The 18,326-nt window shown below is 72.3% G+C and carries 19 protein-coding genes; 9 read left to right on the top strand and 10 right to left on the bottom strand.

The window, feature by feature from the left end; translation table 11 throughout:
• Nucleotides 1-71 precede the first annotated feature (71 nt).
• The 3 genes from ACZ63J_RS16115 to ACZ63J_RS16105 are packed head-to-tail and all read left to right on the top strand — an operon-like array spanning nt 72 to nt 3,096.
• A complete protein-coding gene (locus ACZ63J_RS16115) occupies nt 72-1,313 on the top strand; it encodes an AI-2E family transporter (RefSeq protein WP_465400060.1) in 1,242 nt (413 codons plus the stop codon).
• Nucleotides 1,310-2,446 (top strand): MacS family sensor histidine kinase, encoded by a 1,137-nt coding sequence (gene macS / locus ACZ63J_RS16110; RefSeq protein ID WP_465400061.1) that lies wholly within the window; start codon nt 1,310-1,312, stop codon nt 2,444-2,446. Before ACZ63J_RS16115 ends, macS begins: the two co-directional genes overlap by 4 nt.
• A complete protein-coding gene (locus ACZ63J_RS16105) occupies nt 2,443-3,096 on the top strand; it encodes a response regulator (protein WP_465306604.1) in 654 nt (217 codons plus the stop codon). Before macS ends, ACZ63J_RS16105 begins: the two co-directional genes overlap by 4 nt.
• 3 nt (nt 3,097-3,099) lie before the next feature.
• On the opposite strand, the gene ACZ63J_RS16100 is transcribed toward ACZ63J_RS16105, so the two are convergent.
• Nucleotides 3,100-3,996 carry a hypothetical protein gene (locus tag ACZ63J_RS16100; RefSeq protein ID WP_465400062.1) on the bottom strand — a complete coding sequence of 299 codons (897 nt, stop codon included), beginning with the start codon at nt 3,994-3,996 and terminating at the stop codon, nt 3,100-3,102.
• A 234-nt stretch (nt 3,997-4,230) separates the two neighbouring features.
• Here ACZ63J_RS16100 and ACZ63J_RS16095 point away from each other — a divergent pair, with 234 nt between their 5' ends.
• A complete protein-coding gene (locus ACZ63J_RS16095) occupies nt 4,231-4,896 on the top strand; it encodes a DUF1707 SHOCT-like domain-containing protein (RefSeq protein ID WP_465400063.1) in 666 nt (221 codons plus the stop codon).
• Between the two features lie 70 nt (nt 4,897-4,966).
• Here the strand turns inward: ACZ63J_RS16095 and ACZ63J_RS16090 are convergent, their stop codons facing one another.
• From ACZ63J_RS16090 to ACZ63J_RS16050, 9 genes are all read right to left on the bottom strand, one after another.
• A complete protein-coding gene (locus ACZ63J_RS16090) occupies nt 4,967-6,367 on the bottom strand; it encodes an MFS transporter (protein ID WP_465400064.1) in 1,401 nt (466 codons plus the stop codon).
• Nucleotides 6,368-6,896: 529 nt separating this feature from the next.
• Entirely contained in the window at nt 6,897-8,567 is a 1,671-nt protein-coding gene (gene ptsP, locus ACZ63J_RS16085) for a phosphoenolpyruvate--protein phosphotransferase (protein WP_465400065.1), read from the bottom strand.
• Nucleotides 8,557-9,297, bottom strand: coding sequence for a hypothetical protein (locus ACZ63J_RS16080; protein ID WP_465333333.1), 741 nt, complete (start codon nt 9,295-9,297; stop codon nt 8,557-8,559). The genes ptsP and ACZ63J_RS16080 overlap by 11 nt, the downstream gene beginning before the upstream one ends.
• Before the next feature lie 28 nt (nt 9,298-9,325).
• Nucleotides 9,326-10,195, bottom strand: a complete 870-nt coding sequence (locus ACZ63J_RS16075; RefSeq protein WP_465333332.1) for a ribokinase — start codon at nt 10,193-10,195, stop codon at nt 9,326-9,328.
• Nucleotides 10,196-10,454: 259 nt separating this feature from the next.
• Nucleotides 10,455-11,468, bottom strand: a complete 1,014-nt coding sequence (locus ACZ63J_RS16070; protein ID WP_465400066.1) for a hypothetical protein — start codon at nt 11,466-11,468, stop codon at nt 10,455-10,457.
• Between the two features lie 26 nt (nt 11,469-11,494).
• Nucleotides 11,495-12,634 carry a DUF6346 domain-containing protein gene (locus ACZ63J_RS16065; protein ID WP_465400067.1) on the bottom strand — a complete coding sequence of 380 codons (1,140 nt, stop codon included), beginning with the start codon at nt 12,632-12,634 and terminating at the stop codon, nt 11,495-11,497.
• Nucleotides 12,635-12,672: 38 nt separating this feature from the next.
• A complete protein-coding gene (locus tag ACZ63J_RS16060; protein ID WP_465400068.1) occupies nt 12,673-13,710 on the bottom strand; it encodes a hypothetical protein in 1,038 nt (345 codons plus the stop codon).
• A complete protein-coding gene (locus ACZ63J_RS16055) occupies nt 13,703-14,041 on the bottom strand; it encodes a hypothetical protein (protein ID WP_465306583.1) in 339 nt (112 codons plus the stop codon). The genes ACZ63J_RS16060 and ACZ63J_RS16055 overlap by 8 nt, the downstream gene beginning before the upstream one ends.
• Before the next feature lie 22 nt (nt 14,042-14,063).
• Nucleotides 14,064-14,567: a YbaB/EbfC family nucleoid-associated protein gene (locus ACZ63J_RS16050; RefSeq protein ID WP_465306581.1), complete on the bottom strand. Its 504-nt coding sequence runs from the start codon at nt 14,565-14,567 to the stop codon at nt 14,064-14,066.
• A 169-nt stretch (nt 14,568-14,736) separates the two neighbouring features.
• On the opposite strand from ACZ63J_RS16050, the gene ACZ63J_RS16045 reads away from it, so the two are divergent.
• The 5 genes from ACZ63J_RS16045 (at nt 14,737) to ACZ63J_RS16025 (ending at nt 18,277) form a co-directional block, all read left to right on the top strand.
• The gene (locus ACZ63J_RS16045) at nt 14,737-15,120 is read left to right on the top strand and encodes a hypothetical protein (RefSeq protein WP_465400069.1); all 384 of its coding nucleotides are present in this window, start codon (nt 14,737-14,739) and stop codon (nt 15,118-15,120) included.
• Nucleotides 15,121-15,181: 61 nt separating this feature from the next.
• A complete protein-coding gene (locus ACZ63J_RS16040; protein ID WP_465400070.1) occupies nt 15,182-16,549 on the top strand; it encodes a hypothetical protein in 1,368 nt (455 codons plus the stop codon).
• Nucleotides 16,546-17,283, top strand: coding sequence for an ESX secretion-associated protein EspG (locus tag ACZ63J_RS16035; protein ID WP_465400071.1), 738 nt, complete (start codon nt 16,546-16,548; stop codon nt 17,281-17,283). The genes ACZ63J_RS16040 and ACZ63J_RS16035 overlap by 4 nt, the downstream gene beginning before the upstream one ends.
• Nucleotides 17,280-17,672: a hypothetical protein gene (locus ACZ63J_RS16030; protein ID WP_465400072.1), complete on the top strand. Its 393-nt coding sequence runs from the start codon at nt 17,280-17,282 to the stop codon at nt 17,670-17,672. The genes ACZ63J_RS16035 and ACZ63J_RS16030 overlap by 4 nt, the downstream gene beginning before the upstream one ends.
• A complete protein-coding gene (locus ACZ63J_RS16025) occupies nt 17,669-18,277 on the top strand; it encodes a DUF3558 domain-containing protein (RefSeq protein WP_465400073.1) in 609 nt (202 codons plus the stop codon). Before ACZ63J_RS16030 ends, ACZ63J_RS16025 begins: the two co-directional genes overlap by 4 nt.
• The last annotated feature ends 49 nt before the right edge of the window (nt 18,278-18,326 follow it).

Below are 18,326 nucleotides of genomic sequence, written 5' to 3'. Positions count from 1 at the left end.
GGCAGTGATGTGTCCCGGCGTGGCCCGGGGAAAGCGGCCGAATCGGGCGCGCCAGCCGCTACGGTGAGCCGGTGAGCCACGCGCGACGCGAAACCCCGTTCCTGACGGAGCACGAAGACGTCACCAGCCTGATCCCGCGGGGCCTGCGCATCAGCGCGGCACTCGCGTGGCGGTTCATCGTGGTGGTCGCGGCGCTGTACGCGGTCGTGTGGGTGATCGGCTACCTGTCGGTGGTCGTCATCCCGCTGTCGATCGCCCTGCTGGTGTCCGCGCTGCTGGCGCCGGCGGTGCAGAAGCTGGTCGCGGTGCGGTTCCCGCGCGGGCTGGCGACGGCGATCGTGCTGATCGCCGGGCTGGCCGTGCTGGGCGGGCTGCTGACGTTCGTCGTCACGCAGTTCTCCTCCGGCCTGCCGCAGCTGCAGCAGCAGGTGAACGCGAGCCTCGACCAGATCAAGAACTGGCTGCTCAACGGCCCGCCGCACCTGCGGCAGGAGCAGATCCAGGACTTCATCAACCAGGCGATCGGGTTCATCCAGAACAACCAGGCGTCCATCACGACGACCGCGCTGACCACGGCGAGCACCGTCGGCGAGATCCTCACCGGCTTCCTGCTGACGCTCTTCATCACGATCTTCTTCCTCAGCGGCGGGGACGGCATCTGGACGTTCCTGGTCCGCGCAGCGCCGCGGCGGGTCCGCAACCGGGTCGACGTCGCCGGGCGCCGCGGGTTCGCCTCGCTGGTCAGCTACGTGCGGGCGACGGCCGCGGTGGCCGTGGTGGACGCCGTCGGCATCGGCGTCGGCCTCTGGATCATGGGTGTGCCGCTGGTGATCCCGCTGGCGACGCTGGTCTTCATCGGGGCGTTCATCCCGATCATCGGCGCGGTCATCACCGGCGGGGTCGCGGTGCTCATCGCGCTCGTGACCAACGGGTTCATCGGCGCGGTGATCGTGCTGGCCATCGTGATCGGCGTGATGCAGCTGGAGAGCCACATCCTGCAGCCGCTGCTGCTCGGACGCGCGGTGAAGCTGCACCCGCTGGCCGTGGTCCTGGCCATCACCGCCGGCCTGGTCGCGGGCGGGATCGCCGGCGCGCTGCTGGCCGTGCCGCTGCTGGCCGTGCTGAACGCGGGTGTCCGGTCGCTGCTGCACGAGACCAACCCCGACCCGGCGGCGGTCGACGTCCTCAAGGACCAGGCCGCGCAGCCGAACGACGCCAAGCCCGGGTCGCCGAAAGCCGAGATCGCGACACGCGGCGAGGCCGAAGCCGACGCGTCGACGGCCGAACCGCCGAAGCGCGACCGCAAGCCGTGACCGTCCGGCGGGCCCCGGACCCGATCACGCCGCTGTGGCGCGGCGTGGTCGCGTTCCGCGTGCTCACCTGGGCGTTCGCCTGCGGCACGGTGATCGTGCAGCACGAGCACTACCGGCGCGAGTGGCTCGCCTGGACGCTGCTGGGCGTGATGGCCGTCTGGTCGGTCGTGATCAGCCTGCTGTACCTGCGTGAGCGGACCCGGCCGCCGTGGCTGGTCGTCGTGGACCTCGTCGTCGGGACCGGACTGCTGCTGACCTCGCCGCTGGTGCTGAGCGACGCGCAGTTCGCGCTGAACGTCCCGCTGATCACGACGGTCTGGGCGGCGGTGCCGCCGGTGGCCGCCGGCGCGCGCTTCGGCGCGGTGGGCGGGGTGCTCGCCGGGCTCGTCGTCGGCGTGGCGACCGGGCTGGCGCGGGAGAAGTTCGACCTCGACGTCGCCCGCGACGGCGTTCTGCTCGCCGCCGCCGGGCTGCTCGTCGGGATGGCGGCGACGCTGAGCCGGCAGGCCGCCGGCCGGCTGGAGCAGGCGCTGCGGAAGGAAGCGGCGACGGCCGAGCGGGAACGGCTGGCGAGGTCGATCCACGACAGCGTCCTGCAGGTGCTCGCCCAGGTCCGCAAGCGCGGCAACGAGGTCGGCGGCGAAGCGGCCGAGCTGGCCCGGCTGGCCGGCGAGCAGGAGATCGCGCTGCGCGCGCTGGTGACCACCGAGCCACTGGCGCCGAACGACCGCGGCACGGCGAGCCTGCGCGCCGCGTTGCAGCTGCTCGCGACGTCGTCCGTGCAGGTCTCGACCCCCGCCGACGACGTCGAGCTGCCCGCGCACGTCACCGGTGAGCTGCTCGCCGTCACCCGCGAAGCGCTCGCGAACGTCGACAAGCACGCCGGCCCCGGCGCGCAGGCGTGGGTGCTGCTGGAAGACCTCGGCGACGAGGTCGTGGTCAGCATCCGCGACGACGGCCCCGGCATCGCCGACGGCGTCCTCGAGCGAGCGGCTTCGGCCGGGCACCTCGGCGTGGTGGAATCCATCCGGGGGAGGGTCCGTGACCTGGGCGGGAGCGCGTCCCTCGACACCGCGCCCGGCCGGGGCACGGAGTGGGAGGTCAGGGTGCCGAGCACAAGGGGTGCGAAATGATTTCGGTCATGGTGGTCGACGACCACCCGATCTGGCGCGACGGCGTGGCCCGCGACCTGACCGAGCACGGCTTCGACGTCCGCGCGACCGCGCCGGACGCCGACGCGGCGCTGCGGATCGCGCGGACCGTCCGCCCGGACGTCGTGCTGATGGACCTCAACCTCGGCAGCACCTCCGGCGTCGACGCCACCCGCGAGATCACTGCGGCGCTGCCGTCGACGAAGGTGCTGGTGCTGTCCGCGAGCGGCGAGCACAAGGACGTCCTGGAGGCGGTGAAGGCCGGCGCGTCCGGTTACCTGGTCAAGTCGGCGTCCGCGGCGGAGCTGGTGGACGCCGTGCACCGGACCGCCGCCGGCGACCCGGTGTTCACCGCGGGCCTGGCCGGGCTGGTGCTCGGCGAATACCGGCGGATGGCCGACGCGTCGACCGAGGACACCGCGGGCGCCGAGCCGCCCCGGCTCACCGAGCGCGAAACCGACGTCCTGCGCCTGGTCGCGAAGGGGCTGACGGCGCGCCAGATCGCCGAGCGGCTCGTGCTGTCGCACCGCACGGTGGAGAACCACGTGCAGTCGACGCTGCGGAAGCTGCAGCTGCACAACCGCGTCGAGCTGGCCCGGTACGCGATCGAACACGGCCTCGACGAGGAGTGACCCTCAGGGGAGCACGGCGAGGCCGCCCCAGTCGCCCTTCGGCAGGGCCGCCTTGCCCATCCGCCACGACGGCTCGCCCGGGTGTGTCGCGGCGAGGACGCCGTCGGCCAGGACGAGGTCGCCCTGGTCCGTCCAGTCGATCCCGCCGCCCCGCCCGAGGTGCTCGGTGATGAACGGCATCCCCGGCGTGTGCTCCCAGGTCAGCGTGTCCGGGTGGAGCAGCCAGATGTCCCGGGTCTGCGTGCTGGTGCCGCGGTAGGAGGGGTTCGGGAAGTCCGCGGCCCAGACGGCGCCCTCCCGTGACGGCACCACCGTGGGGGTCGACCCGACCGCCGGCCGGCTGAGCTGCTTGCGGGCGCCGGTCGCCAGGTCTACGAGGGTGAGCTCGACGAGGCCGTCGAGCAGCATCCGGTCCCCGGCGACGGCGAGGATGCGCGGCGCCTGCTGGACCGTGCGGCCGGTTTCCGGGTCGATGAGCGCGTCGGTCGACTCGGCGACCTCGGCGTTGATGGTGATCAGCAGGCCGTGCGCGCTTTCCCCGCGGACCAGGGTGAGGCAGGAGGCGGACTGGCCGTGCCCGACCTCGCCGCCGTCGAGCGTGACGTGCTGCAGCCGGCAGTTGTCGGGGGAGTCCTGCCGGATGACCCACACCCCGGTGCCGTCGGCGTCCGGCGCGACCGACCACGCGCGGCCCAGCGGGCGCGGCGGTGTCGCCGGGCCGGTGTAGGCCAGGACTTCGAACGGCTCCTTGTTGTTCGCGTCCCTCGGCTGGGCGGTCAGCACCGCGGACTTGCCGACGCGGACGACGGCGAAGGCGACGTCACCGCCCGGATAACCCGGCGGTGTGCCCGCGGGGCCGCCGTCGGAGTCGAAGACGGTAGGGCCGGAGGTGGGCAGCAACGCGGTGACCCCGATGCCGCCGGTCGCCTGGACGCCCAGGAGCCCGTCCGGCAGCGACCGCGTGGTCGGCGGGGCGGTTGGCGAAGGCTCCGGTGGCGGCGGCGGTGGTGGTGCTTCGCCGGTGCACCCGGACAGCAGCAGGAGGGCCGCGCAGACGGCGGCGCCGCGGAATACGGGTCCGTTCAGGGTTTTCCCCCGATCTCCCTGGTCAATTCCGGTTCTACCATCGTGACCATGGGCGAGGAAGAGACCAAGGCGGCGGAACCGGTGACCGAGACCAAGCCGTTGAGCGAGCGCGACCTCCGGGTCTCCGACGACGAGCGGGAGCACGTCGTCGGCGTGCTGCAGAAGGCGATCGGCCGCGGCATGATCGACCTCGACGAGTTCACCGAACGCACCGACCGCGCGCTCGCGTCGCGGACCCGCGGTGAGCTGAACGCCGTGCTGGCCGACCTCGCGGGCCTCTACCACCCGTCGGCGGCCGCCGCGGCCGCCCCGGCGTACGCGCCCCCGGCGGGCTACGGCGGTTACTCCTCGACCGGGCGCCGCTTCGAGCTCAACGCGAAGTACTCGTCGCTGGTCCGCAGCGGCCCGTGGGTGGTGCCGCCCGAGATGGTCGTGCGGAACAAGTACGGCTCGACGAAGCTCGACTTCACCGAAGCCCAGGTCCAGTCGCCGGTGGTGCACATCGAGCTCGACGCCAAGTGGGGCTCGGTCGAGGTCATCATCCCGGAGCACGCGGCGGTCGACGTCAACTCGATCACCGACGTCAAGTTCGGCTCGCTCGAGGACAAGACGCGCAGCAACGGGCACCTGGGGAACCCGCGGTTCGTGCTGAGCGGCCGGGTCCACGGCGGCTCGCTGGTCATCCGGCACCCCCGGCGGGGGTTGTTCGGCTAGCCGGGGCCCTCTGCCCCCGGCGTCAAGAAGGCCTCCCCACCCAGGCATCGGGTGGGGAGGCCTTCGCACGTCAGGCGGTCCGCAGGTTCCGCGCGACGAACCAGACGAGCACGGCGAACGCGGTCGCGGCGAGCGCGGCGACGACGTGCAGGCCGCTCGGCAGACCGTGCGCGCGGACGACGGCGTTGCCCAGCGTCCCGACGGTCGCGATGCCGAAGGCGTAGCCGAACTCGTTGACCGTCTGCGCCAGCGACGCGGCGGCGCCGGCCTTGCGCTGCGGAACCGAGCCGACCACGAGGTCGGTGCCGAGCGCGACCATCGGCCCGACGCCCAGCGACGTCACGGCGAACCCGAGCGCGGGCCACGCGGGCCCCCCGGCCGGGTCGACGAGGGCGAGGATCACCATGCCGGCGGCGGCGAGCGCGACCCCACCGGCGATCAGGACGTTCGGCTTCACCCGGCGCGCGAGCGCGGGCGCGGCGAGGAAGCTGACGGTGGAGGCGGCCATCCCGGGCAGCAGCCCCAGCGCCGCCCCGACCGGCGAGAGGTGCTGCGCGACCTGCAGGAACTGCGCGGTGAACAGCATCGTGGTGCCGCCGAGCATGCTGAACAGGAGCATCCCGCCGAGCGTGGTCCGGAAGGCCTTCGCGGCGAAGAGGCTGAAGTCGACCAGCGGGTCCTCCAGGGCGCGCTGCCGCTTCACGAAGACGTACCCGACAGCCAGCCCGGCAGCGAGCGCGACGAGGGGAACGAGGTGCAAGCCGTCGCGAGCCAGTTCCTTGACGCCGTAGACGACGGGCAGGATCGCGCCGAGCGAGAGGCCGACGCTGGGCAGGTCGAGCCGGCCGGCGGTCTCGTCGCGGTATTCCGGGAGCAGCTTCGGGCCGATGACGAGCAGCAGGACCATGGCGGGCACCCCGAGCAGGAAGACCGAGCCCCACCAGAAGTGCTCGAGCAGGAAGCCGCCGACCATCGGGCCGATGATGGCGCCGACGGTGAAGCAGCCGGCCCAGATGCCGATGGCCTGCGCGCGCTGCTGCGGGTTCTTGAAGAGGGTCCCGATGAGGGAGAGGGTCGACGGAGCGAGCGTCGCCCCGGCGATCCCGAGCACGGCCCGCGCGGCGATGAGCATCCCGGCACTGGTGGAGAAGGCCGCGGCGACGGAGGCGACCCCGAAGGCGGCCGCCCCGATGAGCAGCAGCTTCCGGCGTCCGACGCGATCGCCGAGCGTCCCCATGGTGACCATGAACCCGGCGACCATGAAGCCGTAGGTGTCCATGATCCACAGCTGCTGGGTGCCATCGGCGTGCAGTGCGGCGGCGAGCCTGGGCAGGGCGAGAACGAGGACGAAGACGTCCAGCGAGACGAGCAGGGTCGGCAGGGCCAGCACGGCAAGGCCGACCCACTCCCGGCGCCCGGCCCTCTCCACGGCCGGCGCGGCGGCGGCTCGGGCTTCGATGGTGGCGGTCATGACGGCGTCCCCTCGGCTCGGTGGTCTTTGGTGCTCACCACTGCGTCGAGCGGGCGGGGCCTGGATCGACAGTCTCTGTCGCCGAGTTTCCGTGAAGGCCACCACGGGTGTCTCGTGGTGGCCTTCACGGGGCGGGTTGTCCACACCCCTCGGTCAATGTGGACAACTGCGCCTGGCCAGGGTCGCACAGATCAGCACCGTCGGTGATCACCGATAGACTGAAAGTGGGGGGGGCGCCCCTGCGGGTGGGGTCGGTTGATTGGTTGGCAGGCGGGCCTGCCGCGGGTCCGCGCCCTTCGGGACCAGGCCTGCCGCGGGGTCCGCACCCTTCGGGAACAGGTCTGCCACGGGCCCTCGGCGCCTTTCGCGACCAGGACCTGCCACCGGCCCGGCGCCTTTCGCGACCAGGGCCTGCCTCCGGCCCCGGCGCCCCTTTGCGACCGGGCCTGCCTCCGGCCCCGGCGCCCTTTGCGACCAGGCCCTGCGTGACTCCGGCCGGCGCCTTCTCCTCGCGCCGGTCGAAGTCGGGTCAGGGGCGCGCCGCCGTGCGGGCCGCCGTCGGGTCCGACGTGGCCAGTACCGCTTCGGCCACCGCCCGGCACTCCGCCAGCGTGACGCTCGCCAGGCTCGCGCCCACCGTGCGGACCGCCGGGGCGTTCATCGAGAGGCTCGTCAGGCCCAGGCCGGCCAGGACCAGCGCCAGCCGCGGGTCCGCCGCCGCTTCGCCGCAGACGCCCGCCGGCTTGCCCGTGGCCTCCGCCGCGTCGCCGATGAGCTTGAGCAGGCGCAGCAGCGCCGGCTGCCACGGGTCGTTGAGCTTCGCGACCGCGCCCAGCTGGCGGTCGGCCGCGAACGTGTACTGGGCCAGGTCGTTCGTGCCCACCGAGACGAAGTCCACCACTTCGAGGATCTCGCGGGCGCTCAGCGCCGCGGCCGGGATCTCGATCATCACGCCCGCCCGGGCGATGCCCGCCGCGCGGACGCGGTCGGCGAACCACGCCGCTTCCTCGACCGTCGCGACCATCGGGGCCATCACCGAGACCTCGGCGCCGGAGTCTTCCGCCGCGCCCGCGATGGCTTCGAGCTGGCGGTCGAGCACCTCGGGGCGGTCGAACGCCACGCGCAGCCCGCGGACGCCGAGCGCCGGGTTCGGCTCGACGTCCGGGGAGAGGAAGGCGAGCGGCTTGTCGGCGCCCGCGTCCAGGGTCCGGACGATCACCGGCTTGCCGCGGAACGGCGAGAGCACCGCCGTGTACGCCGCGCGCTGGTCGGCCACCGACGGCTCGTCCGAGGCGTCGAGATAGCAGAACTCCGTGCGGAACAGGCCGACTCCCTCGGCGCCCGCGTCGGCCGCGGCCTGCGCGTCGGCCGGGGAGCCGACGTTGCCGTAGACCTTCACGCGGTGGCCGTCGGACGTCGCGCCCGTGCCGTTCCACTCCGCGAGCTGCGCCACCGTCGCCGTGACGACCGGGGCCGACGGGTCCGCGATCTCGACGACACCCGTGTCGCCGTCGACCGCAAGCGCTTGCGCGTCCCACGCGAGCAGCCCGCGCACCGCGACGACGGCCGGGATGCCGAGGGCACGCGCCAGGATCGCCGTGTGGCTGGTCGGGCCGCCTTCTTCGGTGACGAGGGCGAGCACCTTGGCCGGGTCGAGGCCCGCGGTGTCGGCCGGCGCGAGGTCGCGCGCGACCAGCACGCTCGGCGACGCCAGCTCGGGCACCCCCGGCGGCGCGATGCCGAGCAGTTCGGCGATCAGCCGGTCACGCACGTCGCGCACGTCGCGGACGCGCTCGGCCATGTACCCGCCCGCGGCGGCCAGCGCTTCGGCGAAGCCTTCCGCGGACTGGTAGACGGCGCGCGCGGCGGGCAGTCCCTGCGTCTTCACCAGCTGTTCCGCCTGCGAGGCGAGCGCCGGGTCGGCGGCCATCGCGGCGGTCGTGATCAGGATCGTCGCGGCCTCACCGGTCGCGGTCTCGGCCTGCTTCTCCAGCCGGCCGGCGACGATCGCCGCCGCGGGGGCGATCCGGGCGGCCTCGGCGGCCGGGTCGGCCGGGGCCGGGGTGGCGGCGGGCTCGCCGAGCGGCTCCGCGACGCGGACGACGGGACCACTCGCGCGGCCGGGGCTGACGGCGACCCCGGACAGCGACTCCGGCGACGGGCGTCCCTCGGCGGAGACGGCAGCAAGCTCAGACGGCATGGTCTAGACCATAGCTCAGATAGGTCTGGATATCTCGTGGTGGCGGGCACAAGCCGCGCCGACGTACCTGTTCGAGCACCGGCCGGACCTCCTCGTGCCACCAGGCTTCGGCCAGCTCGTCGCGGCTGGACACCGGCCGTCCGGCCAGCATACGGCGGAAACCCCAGGCCTCGGCGCTGTCGGCGAGCCGGAACCAGTCGGCCGGGTCGTCGAGCCACAGCCCGAGGCGGACGTCGTCCGGCAGCGGGACACGCTCGAGGAACATCCGCTCGGCCGACTTCGACGGCAGGTCGGCGAGCGTCAGGCAGCGCAGCGCGCACGCGACCGTGCTGATCCAGCGGACCCGCGCGGGAATGGTCCGGGCGCCGCGGGCGCGGGCGATGGCGACGCGGTGGTGGCCGTCCTCGACGAAGAACATGTCGGACAGCCGCACGAGCCGCACCGGCGGGAGGTCCGCCGACGTCCGTGTCAGGTGGTCCCAGCGGTCGCGCAACGCCCGGTTGCGCGGCCGGAACTCGCGGTCGAAGTCGCCGGCGCGGGCGACCGTCCCGACCACACCCTCCAGCGGGACGTCGTAGACGCCTTCGTCGACCTCGGTCTGCTTGCCGAGCGCCTTCAGGGTCTCGTCGAGGGGCATGATCGCGAGGTGGTCGGGTCGCCGTGCCTCCGCGATCGCCCTCAGCTGAGCGGCGTAGCCGCGCCACCAGGCCGAACCGAACGAATCGCCCATGTGACGTCCAACACGGGCCGCCGCGTGATCATTCCCCCAGGTCGGCGGCCGTCGGGTAGGACGGCTGCGCACCGTGCCGCGTCACGCTGAAGGCCGCGACGCGCACCGCGCGCCGCGCCGCGGTGACCAGGTCGGCGCCGTCGGCGAGGGACGCCGCGAGCGCGCCGGCGAAGGCGTCCCCGGCCCCGGTGGTGTCGACGGCCTCGACCTTCGGCGACGCGACTTCGGTGGCTTCGCCGGCTTCGACGACCACCACGCCGGCGGCGCCCAGCGTGACGACGGCGGCGTGCGGACCGAGGTCGAGCAGCTTCCGGAAGTCCGCGCCGGGCCCGGTCAGCCACGCCGCCTCGTGCTCGTTGACCAGCAGGACGTCGAGCTTGGCCAGCGTCTCCGGCGAGAGCTTCGCCGCGGGGGACAGGTTCAGCAGCACCTTGACGCCGTTCTCCGCGGCGCGCGCGACGGCGTGCTCCACCGCCGGCAGCGGCACCTCGAGCGAGGCGACCATGACCCGCACCCCCTCGAAAACGGTGTCGACGTCGCCGGGCTCCAGGGTCGAGTTGGCCCCGGGCGAGACGAGGATCGAGTTCTCGCCGTCCGGCGTGACGGTGATGTAGGCGATGCCGGTCGGCCGGTCACTGGTCCGGACCAGACCGGTGTCCACCCCCGCGGCGCGCAGCGAGTCGAGCAGCAGCCTGCCGTAGGAGTCGTCGCCGACCGCGCCGAGGAGCGCCACGTCTGCGCCGAGCCGGCCCGCGGCGACCGCCGTGTTGGCGCCCTTGCCGCCCGGCGAGAGCACGGTGTCGCCGCCCAGCACGGTCTCGCCGCCGCCCGGCCGGCGGTCCACCGCGACGACGAGGTCGGCATTGGCGGATCCCACAACGAGTACGTCGGAGTTCATCCCCGCACTGTGCCACGAAACCGGTCCGGGCCAGGTCAGCCCGGGCGGCCGGGAGGAAAGTGAAGGTTTTTGTAACTTATCCGGGGCTGAGTGCGACAATCATGCGAGCAGCGGACACCCGTCACTCGATCGGGGGATGTCCTTCCTCCGGTCGTCACTTCACGGACCGGTCCCGCTCTCCAGGTGCGTCATCACGGAGACGTGGTGACGTTGCCCCAACCGGCGCGAGCCGGGCCGGGCATCGGGTCGCCGGCGCCGATCACGTAGCCCCCCGAGTGATCGGCGTCGGCGGCGCCCCGCCCCGCCCGACGGTCAGCACGACGTCGCGGGGAAGCAGGGCGGGCGCGCACTCGCCGAACTTGCGCGCGGCCGCCGGGCTCAGCGCCCGCGGCAGCCGGTACCAGCCGTCGTCCAGGGCGAGCGCTTCGAAGTCGCCATGGCGCAAGGGGAAATCGAGATCAACCGGCCGGAACTCCAGCTGGCCGTTCGTGAGCAGCCGGAGTTCGGCGACTTCACGCCAGTTCAGTTCGAGCTTCCGATAGTACGTCTTCCACCGGAAGCCCACGTTCGAAAGCCGCAGGTCGGTCCGGAGCTTGCGCGTGGTGGTGTTCAGGTGGAAGGCGTGAGTCACACCGGCGAGCACGATGACCGCGCCGAGCAGGATCCGGAAGACGGTGTGCAGGAAACCGGCCGGGCCGAACTCGGCTGCCACGTAGGCCCCGATGCCGAGCAGGACCATGGCGGAGTCGAAGAACCACACCTTCCGGCGGTCCCACCCGTTGACGTGGATGCTCACGTGGTCGAGCTCGGGCACGGTCGCCGGCCCGAACCCGCCGACCGGCGCCGGCCGGGGTGGCGGTTCGCGCAGCACCGGCGTGACCGTCCGTTCGGCAACTCCGGCGTGCTTCGCGGCGATCTCGCGGACGCGTCCGGCTTCGGAGACCGACAGCGTCATCCCGGCTACCAGGTACTGGCCCCCGCTCACCGGGATCAGCCCTCGGCGCTCCCGGAACCGGGCATCGGCCGGCTCGAGAACAACCCGGAAGGAGTGTTCCCGGCCCGGCTCAGCCGGCACGGCGACGGCGGCCAGTTCGTCCCAGCGCAGCGAGCGGACGACCAAGATGAGGCCGAGCAGCCCGAAACCGCCGCCGAAGACGCAGCCGGCCACCCGCGGGCTCTGCTGGGACGCCGAAAGTCCCAGCCAGAGAATTCCGCCGCCGACGGCGAGCAGCACCCCGGCGAGGCCCCAGTGCGGTCCGTCAGTTCGCGACACGACGAGACGGTCGCCGCGCGGCGCGGTCATTCGATCGAGCCCGAAATACGGCCGGCCTTCCAGCGGATGATGGTGCGCTTGACGGCGCGCACGATCCCCAGCCCACCACGGCGAATCTCCCGAGCGGGCCACTCGACCCGGCCGGGGTGGTACCGCTCGAACGCCCCGGCCAGTCGCCGGGCTTCGTCCGCGGGCAGCGCCGGGGACAGCAGGAAGCCGCGCGGTGAGCGGGTGCGGAACCCGGGCAGGAGCCGGAATTCGCGGCCGCCGCCGGTCAGGGAGAGGTGGCACGCGACGTCGCTGCCGATCACCCGCTCCTCGAGGACGAGCCGGTCGATCGACGACCACGGGACAACGGCCGGCGGGCGGTCTTCGCGCGGCTGCCGGACGCCGTCTTCCGCCACGGAGATCTCGACGACCTCCGGCGACACCAGCCGTCGATGGGCGTAGGGCACCAAGGCGAGCACGACCAGCCCGATCGGCGCGAACACCCCGGCGAAGAACCAGCCGACGGCTCCAACGTCGCCGAGCCCGCGCATCGCGACGACCATCGTCACCGAGACGGCGACCAGCGCGAGCCCGCCGACCAGCACCACCACCGCGCCCGGCCGCGCGGCGCGCCTGCGCTCGGCGTCGGCGGCCACCGGGACGCGGACCCGGACCGGCGAGCCGGGCTCGTCCGGTGGGCGGGGCCCCGGACCGGGCTGGAACGCGATCCAGCCGAGGACCCGGAGCCAGCCGAGCTTCGTCACGACCGCCCCCGCCGCCCCGAGGACGACCGCGCCGAGCGCGCCCAGGAAGCCGTACGGGTGGTCGACGGCGCGCCGCCAGATCTTGTGGTCCTTCACGGCCTTGACCAGGTGACCGGCGTCGTCGGCCGGAGTCAGCTCGTCCGGGCCGAACTTGTCGGTCGTCTGCGTGCCGTCGGGGTTGAAGATGCGGGCATAACACTCCCAGTAGTAACCGGCGCCCTTCAGCGACAGCGGCCCGTGCCGTTTGCACGCCCCGGCGAAGTCGCCGGCGCGGGCGACCACATCGCTGCCGCTGCCGGGGCGCTCGGTGCTGCTGACCGGGGCGTCGACAAGCCGGACCAGGGTCAGGCCGCCGATACCGAAGATGATCAGCAACACGTACGCCAGCACGCCCCGGACCACGATCTTCGTCACCCGCCAGACCCGCGAAGGCGGTCTCGCGACGACGCCGGTCACTCGATCGAGCCGGAGATCCGCTGGGCACCGGGCCGGCCGGAAAAGGGCTGCCCGTCGTCGTCCGCGGTCACCGGCCCGGACCGCGGGACCTGGTCGACCGGGTAGTTCGACGAGTGGTCCTCCGGGACGATCGACGTTTCGTCACGGTCGTGCTGGTCTTCCCCGGCGGTCTGCCCGGGCAAGGTCGCCAGCTGCTCGAAGGCCTTCATGCCGGCCTCCTGCCCGGCGGCCTTCGCGAACCCCTCGAACATCTCCTTGCCCGCGGTCCCGACCGCACTGACCACCCGGCTGAAGAAGTCTCCGAGAGAACGGAGGAACTCCTTGGCGTGGGCGAAGGCGCGAGCCAGCCTGCCGCACTGCTCGACCATCTTGCCGCCCTGCTTGACCGCGTACGGCACGCCCTCGGCGGCCAGCGCCGCCGGGTAGCCCGGCGGCGGGGTGCGGCACAGGATCATGATGATCTTGGCGAGCGTGTCCGTGATCAGGTCGCGGATCAGGGTCCGGACGACGTCCAGGATCGTCTTGCACATCGCGATGACCTGCGCGACTCTCGTCGCGGAATCCGACAGGGCCGCGTACGCGTCCAGCTGTTTCTGGACGTACACGCGGTACTGGTCGGCCACCTTGCCCTTCCAGTCGAGGCAGTTCTTCCGCACCTCGGCGGTCAACTGCTCGGCGGTCTTCTGGACGTGCTCGCCGATCACCTCCCACTTCTTGCCCTCCAGGTCGAGGGCGTCCTGGTCACCGGTGACCCAGTCCAGCGGCTCCTTCAGGAAGTCGACGTGCTCGATCACCCAGCCCAGGCCCCAGCTGATCAGCGTCTCGAACGGGTTCCCGTCCTTGAGCATGTCCTTCACGCCAAGGCCGGCGTTCGCGAGGCTGAACAGGCCCTCGGTCCAGTCCCCGTGCAGGACCTTTTCGAGGCCGCCGTAGTAGTCCTGAAGCGCGCCGGCGCCTTCGAGGGCGCTGTCGACCACGTACTTCTCGGAATCCGTTTGACCTTTGGCCTCGGTCATCATGGGGCTGTCAGCCATTTCCGCCTCCCGAAGCCCGGTTCACGAGTGCCGAGGCCGATTCTTCGTCCACCCGGCGCTGCTTCGCCCATTTGCGGACGGCTTCCACGTGGTAGTCGGCGCCGTCGACCGCGGCCTGGAGCGTGTCCGTCGCCTGCCCGGACACGTGGCCGCACCAGGTGCTCAGCTGGCACAGCTGCCCGATCAGGCCGAACGCGTCCGGCCCGGCCGGCTGGTCGTGGGCGAGCGCCAACGCCTGCTTGAGGACGTCGAACGTCGCTTCCATCTGCTTGGCGTGCTCGTCGATCGCCTCGGGGTTCTCGTCGAACCCCGGACCGCTCTGCCCGGCCATCTTTCCCTCCCCGTTCCGCGACTCAGCGCAGGTAGTCGCCTTCGCCGAAGTAGTCGTCGTCCGTGCCGTCGTCCGCCGACGGGCGGGCCGGGCGCGGCGGCTCGGGAACGGGCGGCGCGGGTGGCTCCTCTTCCGCGATGAACCGGGCGCCGTCGTCAGCGGTCTCACGACCTCCCTCGGGCGCCGGCTCCGGGTACTCGCGGTGCAGCTGGTCGACGAGTTCGGTCATCGTCTCGGTGCCCGCCAGCGAGGGGACGGCCGACTGGACCGCCGTCGCCAGCCTGCTCTGCGCGGCTTGGACCGTTCGGAGGATCTGGTCGGCCAGGTTCGGCTTGTCGCGCACGGCGTGGCCGATTTCGAGGCCGACCAGGTTGCCCAGGTGGTTGACCTTGACCGCGATCTGGCCGTCCTTGCTGCGTTCCGCCACCGAGACGGTCGCCATCTCGGTGCGCATCCGATCAGCCTTCTGCTGCGCCTCGGCCATCCTGGCTTCGAAGCCGGCGAAGAGCTGTTCAGGGTTCGTCACGCGAACCTCCCCGTTCACGTCAGTAGCCGTACGGCGACCGAGTGTGGCACACCGCACCGACAGTTACGGGCCTTTCCGCTCGGTGTGACGAAGGCCCCGCGGTTTTCCCCACCCGGCCGGGTGGTCAACCGGGTGTTTCGGCAGCTCAGCGGCTCCTAGCGTGATCTTCATGAGCATCTTCGACTGGAAACGGGCGATCTACGCACTCCTCGCACTCCCGGCATACCTGGGTGGCCCGGCGGCGCGACGGCGGCTCTCGCGGCGCTGCCTCGGTGCCGAGCCGCGACGCGGCGCGCTGCCCGCGAGCGCGGCGTCCTTCGTGGTGGCGTTGCTGGTCTGGTACCTCGTCGGGCGCGTCGCCACCTACGGGATCTTCTGGGCGTCGGACCCGACCGCGGCGAACTCCTGGGGCGGGCCCTCGCTCGCCGGGGCGTGGATCGTGCACTTCTTCTGCGCGCTCGGCATGGTCGTGGTGTGCATGTGGCTGCTGCGGCCGCTGACACGGCGGCAGGTGCGGACCCCTGACCAGGTCGATCCGCTCCACGTTCAGTGACCGGTGCGGTATCGTCCGTGAACGTCAGGGGGAGGTCGAACCGCGAGGGGAGCGCAGTTCGGTGGGGTTGTTCGGCGACATGCTCGACGCTGCCAAGCACGTCGGGTCTGAGATCGCGCACGCCGTCCAGTCGGGGTCCGACGGGCTCGGCAAGGTACTGACCGGCGCCGGTGTCGGCCTGCTCGCGGGCGGGCTGCCCGGCGCGGTCGTGGGGGCGTACGTCGGGTCGCAGACCGGCACCGGAGCGGACAACCCGCAGGCCGCGGGCATGTCACCGGGGCAGCTGGTCAAGGCCGTGATGTCCGGGCCCGGCACGGAGTCGCTGCAGAAGGTGCACCAGGCGGGCGTGGACCAGTCGACGTACCAGCGTGAGCTCGAGCAGGGCACGCGCGAGCTCACGTCCGGCCTCGAGTCCGCGTGGACCGGCAGCTCGGCCGACGCGGCCCGGGAGCGCCTCCAGCCGCTGACGGCGTCCGCTACCTCCGCGTCCACAACCCTGGACCGCAACTCCACGCTGTCGCAGACGCAGATCGACCAGTTCCACCAGCTGAAGAACTCGCTGCACCCGGACGTCACCGACCAGCCGCCGACGCGCAGCGCCTGGGACGTCGCGACGCCGTGGGACACCGACACCGAAGACAAGATCAACCAGTTCAACCGGAAGGCCCAGGAGAACGTCGAGCGGTACACGGCGTACTCGCACCAGTCCAGCTCGAACACCGCGGGCCGGACGATCGACTACGGCCAGCTCCGCGAGTACACCGGCGGCGACTTCACGGTGAACGACCCGAAGAAGCCGGTCGTGCCGCCCGGCAGGCGGCCGCGGGTCGACGGTGGTGGTGACGACGACCGGCCGATCGGCGCGCAGGTGCAGCCGCCGCCGGCGGTCCACCCGCCCAACGTCCAGCAGCCGCCGCCTCCACCCCCGCCTCCGCCGGGCCAGATCACGCCGCACGTGTCGCCGCCGGGCGTGGACGACAGCGTCCGGGCGCAGGGTTACGTGCCGCCGTCGACGCAGTTCCCGCCGGGTTATCAGCCGCCGGGGACCGGACCGGGCGGCGGTTTCGGCCCGGGCTCCGGGCCGGGTTCCGGCGTGGGCGGCTTCGGTCCCGGAGGTGGCTTCGGCCCAGGCGGCGGTGGTTTCGGACCAGGCTCGTCGTCTGGCGGTGGATCCGGCGTCCGCGGCCCGGGCGCGTCCACCGGCGCGTCGGTCCCGGGCGAAGGACGTCCGGGCGCACCCGGCGGGATGCGCGGCGGCGCGGCGGGCAAGCCGGGCTCCCCGGGCATGGGCGGCATGGGCCACGGCGCCAAGGGCGGCAAGTCCGAGGACGAAGAGCACCAGCGCGCGTCGTACCTGGTGGAAGCCGACCCGGAGAGCGTCTTCGGCGGGCCGGACGAGCGGACCGTGCCGCCGGTGATCGGGCTGTGATCTTCCTGCCCAAGGCCGCTCTGCTCACCGCGTGGGAGTGGGAGCGGCACGGCCCACCCCCCGCGGTCCTCGGCAGCGACAACCTCTGGCTCGGCGACGAAACCCGCAAGCGGCTCGAGGAGAAGGTCCTCGACGTCCTCACGTCACTCCGGCTCGCGGCGGGCGGCACGTTGACGCGCGAGTTCCGCGACGTCCTGCGGGTGCTGGCGAAGGGCGCCCACCAGTTCACGGCCTGGCTCGGCGACATCGACGCGGACGAGTCGGGCGCGGTGCTCGTCTCCACGACCGGCCGGGACGCGCTCCGCCTGATCCGCAAGGACGACTCGATCCGGATCGACCTCGTGGAGCCGTCGTACCTGGCGGAGTCGATGGTCGACGTCCTGCCGCCGGTCCCGCCCGCCCGGATTTCGCCGGTGGCGATCCCGGAGTCGCGGTTTTCGGCCCGGGAGGACTCGTACGACCTCAGCGACCCGACCGACGACCGCGGCCCCGACCCCCTGGTCTGGGCGCGACGTCTGATGGCGGCCAAGCGCACGGGCCTGCACCAGTGTTACGCGGTGAACCGGGGAGTCCGGAGCGCGCCAATCACGGCGGTGGACGTCGCCGGCGCCGGGCGCGTGCTGACGTACGTGTATCCCGGGCGGGAGCGGATGGTCAGTTTCCAGCCGGGGACCCGGAGTGCGCTGACCGAGGTGCTGTACGCAACGCTGAACGGGTTAGGGGGAGGACGATGACGAGCTCGATGTTCAGTGGCCTGGGATTCTGGGCGACGGACCTGCCCAGTGGCGCGTCGCGGCCGGCCGGTGGGCAGGGATTCGCGATGAGCAGCGAAGAGATGCGCGCGATGCTCAAGAAGGCGACGGATCTGCGGATTTCGATTCAGCAGCAGCGCGACGCCGCGCAGGTGCTGTCGCAGGCGACGCCGCCGGCGCAGGAGCCGGCCAGCACCAGTGCCGTCCTCGGTCAGAACGGCGTCAACGAGACCGGTCGCTTCTACCAGGGCCATCTCGACTACCAGTACAACTATCTGTCCGAGTTGATCACACGTCTGCAGAAGGCGCTCGGCATGGTCGTGGCGGCCGAGCGGCAAGCGGCAGACGACACGAACGGGACCCTCGAATGACAAAGCGATCCACGATGAGCATGGCCGCGATCATGGCCGGCGGCTTGCTGATCTCCGCGTGCGGCGGCACCCCCCAGGCACCGGCGACCACCACAACCGCACCTTCGAGCACCACATCCGCCGGCAGCGACGTGCCCGCGGTGGCGAGTCCCCTTCCGGCGACGGCACTCGACGGCAGTCCTTGCGACAGCGCGCTCACCGGCAGCCAGCTGACCCACTTCCTCGGGCAGCCGACCCCGGCCAAGCCGACGGACACCGAGCTCGGCCCGCTCTGTCAGTGGAGCAGCGCTTCCGGATCGGGAGCGGGCATCTCCGTCGCCTACCAGACGAAGTCCGATCAGGGAATCGGCCTGGCCTACCAGAACGTGCAGCCCAAAGCCGCACGCTGGCAGCCGCTCGATGCGGTCCAGGGATTTCCGGCCGTCGCCTACACGAACACCGACAACAAGCGCTCTTGTGTCGTCGTCGTCGGCGTGTCCGACAAGCTGGCGTTCTCGATGGCGTTGACGCTCGGCGACAAGTCCGCGGCCCAAGGCAAGGACTGCTTCGACGCCGCGCCCGAGGTCGCCGACACCGTATTGACCAACCTCAAGGCGAGGGCCTGAGCTGCGCCTTTCCGTGACCACCCGGGGCCGCGTTAATGCAAGACTTGTC

The sequence above is a fragment of the Amycolatopsis sp. NPDC104863 genome (assembly GCF_055582965.1).
This window is presented reverse-complemented; position numbering and strand designations above follow the sequence as displayed.

Coding starts and splice junctions, on each gene's coding strand:
- ACZ63J_RS16025 (WP_465400073.1), top strand. CDS start 17,669: ATGACAAAGCGATCCACGATGAGCATGGCCGCGATCATGGCCGGCGGC.
- ACZ63J_RS16060 (WP_465400068.1), bottom strand. CDS start 13,710: ATGGCTGACAGCCCCATGATGACCGAGGCCAAAGGTCAAACGGATTCC.
- ACZ63J_RS16030 (WP_465400072.1), top strand. CDS start 17,280: ATGACGAGCTCGATGTTCAGTGGCCTGGGATTCTGGGCGACGGACCTG.
- ptsP (WP_465400065.1), bottom strand. CDS start 8,567: ATGCCGTCTGAGCTTGCTGCCGTCTCCGCCGAGGGACGCCCGTCGCCG.
- ACZ63J_RS16045 (WP_465400069.1), top strand. CDS start 14,737: ATGAGCATCTTCGACTGGAAACGGGCGATCTACGCACTCCTCGCACTC.
- ACZ63J_RS16105 (WP_465306604.1), top strand. CDS start 2,443: ATGATTTCGGTCATGGTGGTCGACGACCACCCGATCTGGCGCGACGGC.
- ACZ63J_RS16080 (WP_465333333.1), bottom strand. CDS start 9,297: ATGGGCGATTCGTTCGGTTCGGCCTGGTGGCGCGGCTACGCCGCTCAG.
- ACZ63J_RS16075 (WP_465333332.1), bottom strand. CDS start 10,195: ATGAACTCCGACGTACTCGTTGTGGGATCCGCCAATGCCGACCTCGTC.
- ACZ63J_RS16090 (WP_465400064.1), bottom strand. CDS start 6,367: ATGACCGCCACCATCGAAGCCCGAGCCGCCGCCGCGCCGGCCGTGGAG.
- ACZ63J_RS16055 (WP_465306583.1), bottom strand. CDS start 14,041: ATGGCCGGGCAGAGCGGTCCGGGGTTCGACGAGAACCCCGAGGCGATC.
- ACZ63J_RS16095 (WP_465400063.1), top strand. CDS start 4,231: ATGGGCGAGGAAGAGACCAAGGCGGCGGAACCGGTGACCGAGACCAAG.